The organism is Burkholderia sp. GbtcB21, assembly GCF_019091065.1.
GTDB lineage: Bacteria > Pseudomonadota > Gammaproteobacteria > Burkholderiales > Burkholderiaceae > Burkholderia > Burkholderia pyrrocinia_C.
The window spans coordinates 1-268 of the sequence record NZ_JAGXKA010000256.1; the positions used below are offsets into that span (position 1 = coordinate 1).

1 protein-coding gene is annotated in these 268 nt (G+C 62.7%); it reads right to left on the reverse strand.

What is annotated here, in order from left to right:
• Positions 1 to 268, reverse strand: a 268-nt coding sequence (locus KVT39_RS36920) for a hypothetical protein (protein WP_217591482.1), incomplete at both ends; no start/stop codon positions are given.

The window sequence follows — 268 nt, forward strand, 5'->3', positions numbered from 1 at the left end:
TCGCGCAGTCTGGCGATCTCGGCTTCGTCGATCCGCGAAGCGGGAGCGGCCAGCTCGTTCGGCAGGATCGCCTTCTTCACCGAGGAATCGAGACCGTACAGCAGGTCTTGTCCGCTGACGAAGACTCGATCGTCGACGTGAACGCCGGGCAACCCGACACCACGCACGGCGTTGGCCACGAAGTCGTTGAGCTCAGCCGTGGTGAACTCGATGACCTCCTCGTCCTCCACCGGTGTGGCGATGTTCAGCGTGAAGGACCAGTTCTCGA